Source organism: uncultured Phenylobacterium sp., from assembly GCF_902826855.1.
GTDB lineage: Bacteria > Pseudomonadota > Alphaproteobacteria > Caulobacterales > Caulobacteraceae > Phenylobacterium.
Genome location: NZ_CADEGK010000099.1, coordinates 1 through 7,052, shown reverse-complemented (window position 1 = coordinate 7,052; position 7,052 = coordinate 1). Strand labels below are relative to the sequence as shown.

Below are 7,052 nucleotides of genomic sequence, written 5' to 3'. Positions count from 1 at the left end.
CTGATGAAGCTAGCCTGCGTGCTGTGCAGGTGCGCTGCGCCCGGCGATCGACTGGGCGCTTGCGATGTCAGGGGTGATGAAGAATGCGGCGGCCGCCACCTGTCCGCGGCCGATGTTGGAGCCCCTGCGCAGATCGCCGGATCGCCCCAGCTCGGCCTCCTGGTCGCGCATGGCCAGACCTTCGCCGCGGTCGACGATCCGAAGGCAGTTCGAGCGCGCGGCGAAGAGCTTCAGCAGCGCCTCAGGGCTCGACAGTCCAAGCTCGGTCCACCAGCGACGCTCGGGCTCTCGGATGGCGGCCCGGCCCAACGGCTGCGCGCAACGCGGCAGTTCGGGCGTGGCCTGGCTCTTGGACGGCCTCTTGTCCATGCCGTACTGGGCGGCGGCGGGCGTGGCGCATAGCGCCGCCATGAGCACGATGGCGGCGGCGGGGGTTCGCATTTGCGCATTCTCCAGGGATGGCCCGTTGGGGTCCCGTCCACTTGGCTATTGCGGTCCGCCGAGCTCTGCCTTGACGCAGGTCAACAGCACGCGTGTCGGAGCCCTCGGCGGGGCGTCCCTTCCAGGACGCGCGCCGCCGATGACTACGTCTGCGCCGCCGCAGCGCGGGTGTTCGAGACTTCGAGCTTTCTTGACCTGGGTCATGGTCGAGCTTCGACGGCTCGGGTTGGGTGGTCACCAAAGGGCGGGGCCGTGGTGGTCGCTCCCAGTTGGAGTCCCCCCATGCGCACCTTGTCCGCGGCCCTCGGGGCCGCCGTCCTGTTGGCTGCGTCTCCGGCTGCGGCCGACATCCTGATCGGCGCCACCGACAACACCCCGTCGATAGCGGTCAGCGCGACCCTGACCGACCTCTACGGCAACTTCGCCATGGGCTGGACCCAGTCGGTCGCGGCCACCGACGTAACGGTGCGAGCGTTGCTCTCCGCCGCCCCCGGCACGCCATCGGCCGCCTGGTACATCACCAGCGCGATCGGCCCCGCTGCGGGCCCCACGGACGTGGTCGCTTCGGGCTTCTATACGGCTCCCCAGATCACCGACATCTTCGACTGGAATGGCGCCCCCCGCACCGTGCTCACCACTGGGCTCGACCTTGCGGCGGGGTCCTACTTCCTGGTCCTCGACGGCCCGAACGACGGCGTGACCTGGCTCGGGGGAGAGAGGCCGTTCGACCCCGCAGTGCTCACGCCGGGCTTCACCATGGGATCCGCCTACTCGGCGACCGTCGGGTTCTTCGGCGGAGGTACGGCGCCCGCGTCCTTCGCGCCGGCGTCCGAATTCACCCAGATCAACGACGGCAGGTTCCTGGCCTTCGAACTCGACGGCAACGCCCCCGCCGTTCCCGAGCCGGCCACCTGGGCCATGATGATCCTGGGCTTCGGGGCCGCGGGAACGATGGTCCGTCGGCGGCGGAGAGCATATGCCGCGCCAAGCCGATAGGGGGAAGCGCCAGGATGAGACGCCGGCATGACTGCTCTATCCATCTGATAATACGCCAGACTCTTCCCCGGACAGCCACCGGTATCTCGGAGGTCCTGTCCGAATTGCGCGAAATCGGGCTGATCGACACGGCGCGCGGCGTGATCAGGATCAAGGACCCGGTCAGGTTGGCGGCGGTCGCCTGCGAATGCTGGCCGGCCGACGTAGCAATGCGGACGCGGCTCATAGAGGGCGCGCCCGGTCGCCGCTACCGGGACGACGTCGATGTCCCCGGGCTGGTGAAGCGGTATCACGCACTGGCAAGGGCGCGATCGGGCGCAGGCCATTTGCCCGGCTGATGAGGTGGTGCGGGCGGTCGGAATCGAACCGACATGACCGAGGTCGCGGCATTTTGAGTGCCGTGCGTCTACCAGTTTCGCCACGCCCGCGGCGGCCTCGTATCTAGCTTGCGCGTTGGCATTCGCCAAGCGCACGCCGACCTTTGCGAGCCGGTCCCACGGACTTAAGGCCGGCCTCCGGCTCGGGCGCCCGCATCGACCGCGAGCCTGCGGCAACGCGAGCCTTGCCGTGCGGGCCGCCAGGCTATAGTTGATAATCGTTCGCAAATCTTCGCGGGCAGCGGAAGGCGTTCCATGCACGACATGCATCCCGAGGCGCGGGCGGAGACGCAGGGCGACCATGTGGGATGCATTCGGCTGTCGACCGCGCAGCCGGGCGCTCGGGGCGAGATCGTGGAGGTGCGGGCCGACCACGCCGACGGCCACGGCGTGGACGTCCATGAGCTGGAGCGCCGTCTCCTGGAGTTCGGCTTTGTGGAAGGGGCCCGCTTCGAGCTGCTGCACCAGGGGTTGATCTTCGCCGATCCGATCGCGATCCGGCTGGACGACATGCGCGTCGCCCTTCGCCGACGCGACGCCGAGGACATCTGGGTCCGACTGGACGTCCGATGAGCGAGGCCGTGCTGCGACCGGCGCGGGTGGCGCTGGTGGGCAATCCCAACACCGGCAAGACGGCGCTGTTCAACGCGCTCACCGGCAGCCGCCAGAAGGTGGCCAACTACGCCGGGGTCACCGTCGAACGGAAGGAGGGCCACCTCACCACGGCCGCCGGACGGTCGCTCTCCATCCTGGACCTGCCCGGCACCTACTCCCTGCGCGCGCGCAGTCCCGACGAGGCGGTCACCCGCGACGCGGTGCTGGGCAAGCTCGCGGGCGAGGAAGCGCCGGACGTGGTGGTCGCCGTGGCCGACGCCACCAACCTGCGCCTGGTGCTGCGGCTGATCCTGGAGCTGAAGGCGGTGGGCCGGCCGATGGTGCTGGCGCTCAACATGTACGACATCGCCCAGCGCCAGGGCCTGCGCATCGATCTTGAGGGCCTGCAGCGCGAACTCGGTTGTCCGATCGTCACCACGGTGGCGACCCGAAAGCGGGGGATCGACGAGCTTACCGCCCAGGTGGACGCCCTGATCGCCTCTGGGGTGCTGGCCACCGACAACGTCTGGCACGAGCCCTCGGCCGGCGAGATTCGCACCGCTCACCGCGAGGCCCAGCGGTTGCTGAGGGCCTACGTGCGACCGCCCGAGCGGCCCGACACGCTCACCGCCAAGCTGGACGCGGTGCTGCTCCACCCGGTGGCGGGGCTGGCGGTCCTGTTGGGCCTGCTGTTCGTGATGTTCCAGGCGGTGTTCACCTGGGCCGGTCCGCCCGCCGACCTGATCGAAGCGGGGTTCGCCCTCTTGGGCGGCTGGGTGGGCCAGATGCTGCCCGACGGGCTCCTCAAGGACTTCATCGCCGACGGGCTGATTGCCGGCGTCGGCTCGGTGTTGGTGTTCCTGCCGCAGATCCTGGTGCTGTTCCTGTTCATCATCCTCCTCGAGGACTTCGGGTACATGGCCCGGGCGGCCTTCCTGATGGACAAGATCATGGGCGGCGCGGGCCTGCATGGCCGGGCGTTCATCCCGCTGCTCTCCAGCTTCGCCTGCGCGATCCCGGGGATCATGGCGGCCCGCGTGATCGACCAGAAGCGCGACCGGATGACGACCATCCTGGTGGCGCCCCTGATGACCTGCTCGGCGCGCATCCCGGTCTACACCCTGATCATCGGCGCCTTCATCCCGGACCGCGCGGTCGGGCCCGGGCTGAATTTGCAGGGGCTGGTGATGTTCGGCCTCTACGCGACGGGAATCCTCAGCGCGCTCGTGGTCGCGTTCGTGATCCGCAAGATCTTCTGGCGCGGAGCGGTGGAGCCGTTCTTGATGGAACTGCCCACCTACAAGATGCCGTCCGCGGAGAGCGTCGCGCGCAACCTCCTGCTGCGGGCGCAGATCTTCATCTCCCGAGCCGGCCGCATCATCCTGCCGCTGATGGTCCTGGTCTGGGTTCTGTCGACCTTCCCCGGGCCGCCGGCCGCAGCCACGGCCCCGGCAATCGACTACAGCTTCGCCGGGATGATCGGTCATGCGATCCAGCCGCTGTTCGCGCCCATCGGGTTCAACTGGCAGATGGTGGTGGCCCTGATCCCTGGCTTCGCCGCGCGCGAAGTGGCGGTGGCCGCCCTGGGCACCGTCTATGCGGTCGGCGACGCCGAGGCCAATGCCGGCGCTTTGGGCGCGCGGCTTGCGGAACAGTGGTCCCTGGCCACGGGTCTGTCGTTCCTGGCTTGGTACATCTTCGCGCCCCAGTGCGCCGCGACCCTCGGGGTCGTAAAGCGCGAGACCAACTCGTGGGCCTGGACCGGGGTGATGCTGTTCTACATGACGGCGCTGGCCTACTTGGCGTCGCTGGTCACATACCGCACTGCGGTCGCGCTGGGCTGGGGATGAGCCCCCGATCGAAAGTTGCGTTTAACTGCACTTTTGCTCTTCGCTTTAACGCGTCGATAAACGAGTGGCGGCAATGCTGTATTCGCCATGCAGAACCAGCACGACATCGCCCACGACGTTCCCGCCGGGAAGCGGCCCATCCGGGTCAAGTCCACCCTGTGCAAGCGCGTCCGTGAGGCCCTCCTTTCGCTCGGCGGCGAAGCGCACCGGTCGATCGTGATTGAGCAGGTGGCCCGGAACCTGGGCCACAACGTCCACCAGATCCCCGAGGAGCTGCAGCTCCAGGTCATCGTCTCGTTCGAGCAGACCTGGCGCGACGAGCGCAAGCGGGCCGCCTACGGCTTCCACCTGCCGTTCGGCGAGGGCTCGCACCGCTGGGGCGTTAGGTCCGACAACGAGGCCCTCGCAGCCTGAGCCGGTTCAGCCGCGCGGCGCCTCGCCGGCCAACTGGCCTGCGGCGGTCTGAAGCCGGCCGAGCAATCGCTTGAGCAGGACCACCTCGCCCGGAGCAAGGCCGGCGATCAGAGCCGCTTCATAGGCCAGCGCGAGAGGCGCGATCTCGCCATACAGGCTGCGGCCATCCGCGGTCAGCGCCAGCAGTTGGCTCCGGCCATCGGCAGTGTTCTGAGCGCGCGTGACCAGGTGGCGCTTGACCAGTCCCTGGGCGGCCCGGCTCACGGTGACCTTGTCCATCACCGTGCGCGCGACGAGCGTGGCCTGGCTCAGGCCGCCGTCCTCGGCCAGGACGCAGAGCAGCCGCCACTGCGGAATCGACAGGCCGAAGCGGTCCTCGTAGGCCCGGGCGATCAGCCTGGAAACGGCGTTCGACGCGACCGACAGCCGGTAGGGCAGGTAGCTGTCCAGCTGCAGGCCGACGGCCTCCGCGTCGACCCGCCCATCCTCACGCACCGACCACCTCCTGCTCGATGGCGCCGAAGATGGAGTGACGCCGGGGATCGACCATGTCGATGCGCACCCGGTCGCCAACCTTCAGGAACGGCGTTGTCGCCGCGCCCGTCATGATGGTCTCGACGGAGCGCACCTCGGCCAGGCAGGAATAGCCCACGCCCCCCTCGCCGATCGGCTTGCCGGGCCCGCCGTCCGGACCGCGGTTGGAGACGGTGCCGGAGCCGATGATCGTCCCGGCCGAGAGCGCGCGGGTCTTCGCAGCGTGGGCGATCAGGGCCCCGAAGTCGAAGGTCATGTCGACCCCCGCGTCGGCCTCGCCCAGCGGTTTGCCGTTGAGCTCGATCTCCAGTTTGCCGTGCAGCTTGCCGTCCTTGAAGCCCGGCAGCGCGTCGGGCGTCACCGCCACCGGGGAGAAGGCGGAGGCCGGCTTGGATTGGAAGAACCCGAAGCCCTTTTCCAGTTCACCGGGGATCAGGTTGCGCAGGGAGACGTCGTTGCACAGCAGAACCAGGCGGATGGCGGCCAGCGCCTCGGCCCGGCTCGCCCCCAGCGGCACATCGCCGGTGATCACCGCCACCTCGCCCTCCAGGTCGCAGCCCCAGGCCTCGTCGGCCAGCGGGATCGGATCGCGCGGACCCAGGAACCCGTCCGAGCCGCCCTGGTACATCAGGGGATCGGTCCAGAAGCTCCCGGGCATCTCGGCGTTCCGCGCCCGGCGCACCAGCGCCACATGGTTCACGTAGGCCGAGCCGTCGGCCCACTGGTAGGCGCGCGGCAGGGGGCTCGCCGCGTCGTGCTCGCGGAACCGGGCCTTTGGCACGGAGTCGTGCTCCAGGCTCTCGGCCAGGCCGCGCAGCTCCGGCTCGCACACGTCCCAGTCGTCCAGGGCGTCCTGCAGGGTGAAGGCGATCCGATCGGCCGGGGTGTACCAGGCCAGGTCGTTCGACACGACCACCAGGCGCCCGTCGCGTCCGCCCTTCAGCGAGGCCAGCTTCATGGATTGCTCCCGTCCCCGGCGCCCAGCGCGTGGGGTGTCTTTTCGATGATCCGCGTATGGCGCACGCCGTCTTCATAGGCGCGCGCCTCGTAGACGGTGACCTCCACCCGGATGTCGCCGCCGGTCTCAGCTTCCCACAGATAGCTCCGCTCGAAGCACACGTCCCGGCCTTCCGGCGTGAAACCTTCGAAGGTGTCGCCCCAGGGGGTGAGCTTCGCCAGTTCCTTCCAGCCGAGCGTCATAGCCCGGTCGAGTTCTTCGTCCGCCGCGGCGGTGAAGTCTGCCTCGGTGCTCATCCGCCCTTCCAGCTGTCGACGTAGGCGGGGTTCTCGACCGCGGCGGCCGCGTCGCCCACGTCCAGCGGATCGCGGGTGTCGATCATCACGGCGTATTCGTCGGTGGCGGGTTTCGGCTGGCTCAGCATGTTCTTCAGCGCCTTGGGATGCGGGCCGTGGGTGAAGCCGGAGGGGTGGAAGGTCATCATCCCGGCCTCGATGTGGTCGCGGCTGAAGAAGTCCCCGGCGTGGTAGAACAGCACCTCGTCATAGTCGTCGTTGTTATGGAAGAACGGGATCTTCAGCGCCCCCGGATCAGTTTCGAACGGGCGCGGCGCGAAGGTGCAGACCACGAACCGGTCGCTGACGAAGGTGGAATGCACACTGGGAGGCAGGTGGTAGCGGTGGCTGACCACAGGGCGGATGTCGGCCACGTTGAGTCGCACCGGCGCCAGGTCGCCGTGCCAGCCGACCGCATCCAGCGGGTTGTAGGGATAGGTGACGATGGAGACCTGTCCCCGCTTCTTGACCTCGACGCGGTAGTCGCCCGGCCGGTCCTGATGGACGCGGAAGGCGGCATCCATCGCCGGCGTCTCCAGCATCGCCGGGTCGA

The 7,052-nt window shown here is 68.8% G+C and carries 9 protein-coding genes, 1 tRNA gene and 1 pseudogene; 5 read left to right on the top strand and 6 right to left on the bottom strand.

What is annotated here, in order from left to right; all coding sequences use genetic code 11:
• Nucleotides 1-9 precede the first annotated feature (9 nt).
• A complete protein-coding gene (locus QZV94_RS14290; protein ID WP_293678582.1) occupies nucleotides 10-441 on the bottom strand; it encodes a hypothetical protein in 432 nt (143 codons plus the stop codon).
• A 282-nt stretch (nucleotides 442-723) separates the two neighbouring features.
• Between QZV94_RS14290 and QZV94_RS14285 the strand changes: the two genes are divergently transcribed.
• Both QZV94_RS14285 and QZV94_RS14280 read left to right on the top strand, forming a co-directional pair.
• Complete coding sequence (locus QZV94_RS14285) at nucleotides 724-1,437, top strand: PEPxxWA-CTERM sorting domain-containing protein (RefSeq protein ID WP_293678581.1); 714 nt, start codon at nucleotides 724-726, stop codon at nucleotides 1,435-1,437.
• 104 nt (nucleotides 1,438-1,541) lie between these two features.
• Entirely contained in the window at nucleotides 1,542-1,775 is a 234-nt protein-coding gene (locus tag QZV94_RS14280) for a hypothetical protein (protein ID WP_293678580.1), read from the top strand.
• Between the two features lie 5 nt (nucleotides 1,776-1,780).
• On the opposite strand, the gene QZV94_RS14275 is transcribed toward QZV94_RS14280, so the two are convergent.
• Nucleotides 1,781-1,865, bottom strand: a tRNA-Leu gene (locus QZV94_RS14275).
• A gap of 204 nt (nucleotides 1,866-2,069) precedes the next feature.
• On the opposite strand from QZV94_RS14275, the gene QZV94_RS14270 reads away from it, so the two are divergent.
• From QZV94_RS14270 to QZV94_RS14260, 3 genes are all read left to right on the top strand, one after another.
• Entirely contained in the window at nucleotides 2,070-2,387 is a 318-nt protein-coding gene (locus tag QZV94_RS14270) for a FeoA family protein (RefSeq protein WP_293678579.1), read from the top strand.
• Complete coding sequence (locus QZV94_RS14265) at nucleotides 2,384-4,258, top strand: ferrous iron transporter B (RefSeq protein ID WP_293678578.1); 1,875 nt, start codon at nucleotides 2,384-2,386, stop codon at nucleotides 4,256-4,258. Before QZV94_RS14270 ends, QZV94_RS14265 begins: the two co-directional genes overlap by 4 nt.
• A gap of 87 nt (nucleotides 4,259-4,345) precedes the next feature.
• Entirely contained in the window at nucleotides 4,346-4,672 is a 327-nt protein-coding gene (locus tag QZV94_RS14260; RefSeq protein WP_293678577.1) for a hypothetical protein, read from the top strand.
• A gap of 6 nt (nucleotides 4,673-4,678) precedes the next feature.
• On the opposite strand, the gene QZV94_RS14255 is transcribed toward QZV94_RS14260, so the two are convergent.
• From QZV94_RS14255 to QZV94_RS14240, 4 genes and pseudogenes are all read right to left on the bottom strand, one after another.
• On the bottom strand, nucleotides 4,679-5,167 hold the full coding sequence (locus tag QZV94_RS14255) for a MarR family winged helix-turn-helix transcriptional regulator (RefSeq protein ID WP_293678576.1): 489 nt from the start codon (nucleotides 5,165-5,167) through the stop codon (nucleotides 4,679-4,681).
• Nucleotides 5,160-6,164: a fumarylacetoacetate hydrolase family protein gene (locus QZV94_RS14250; protein ID WP_293678575.1), complete on the bottom strand. Its 1,005-nt coding sequence runs from the start codon at nucleotides 6,162-6,164 to the stop codon at nucleotides 5,160-5,162. Before QZV94_RS14250 ends, QZV94_RS14255 begins: the two co-directional genes overlap by 8 nt.
• Nucleotides 6,161-6,460 carry a hypothetical protein gene (locus tag QZV94_RS14245; protein WP_293678574.1) on the bottom strand — a complete coding sequence of 100 codons (300 nt, stop codon included), beginning with the start codon at nucleotides 6,458-6,460 and terminating at the stop codon, nucleotides 6,161-6,163. The genes QZV94_RS14250 and QZV94_RS14245 overlap by 4 nt, the downstream gene beginning before the upstream one ends.
• A pseudogene (locus tag QZV94_RS14240) lies at nucleotides 6,457-7,052 on the bottom strand (homogentisate 1,2-dioxygenase); the annotation flags it as partial. The pseudogene QZV94_RS14240 and the gene QZV94_RS14245, both read right to left, overlap by 4 nt.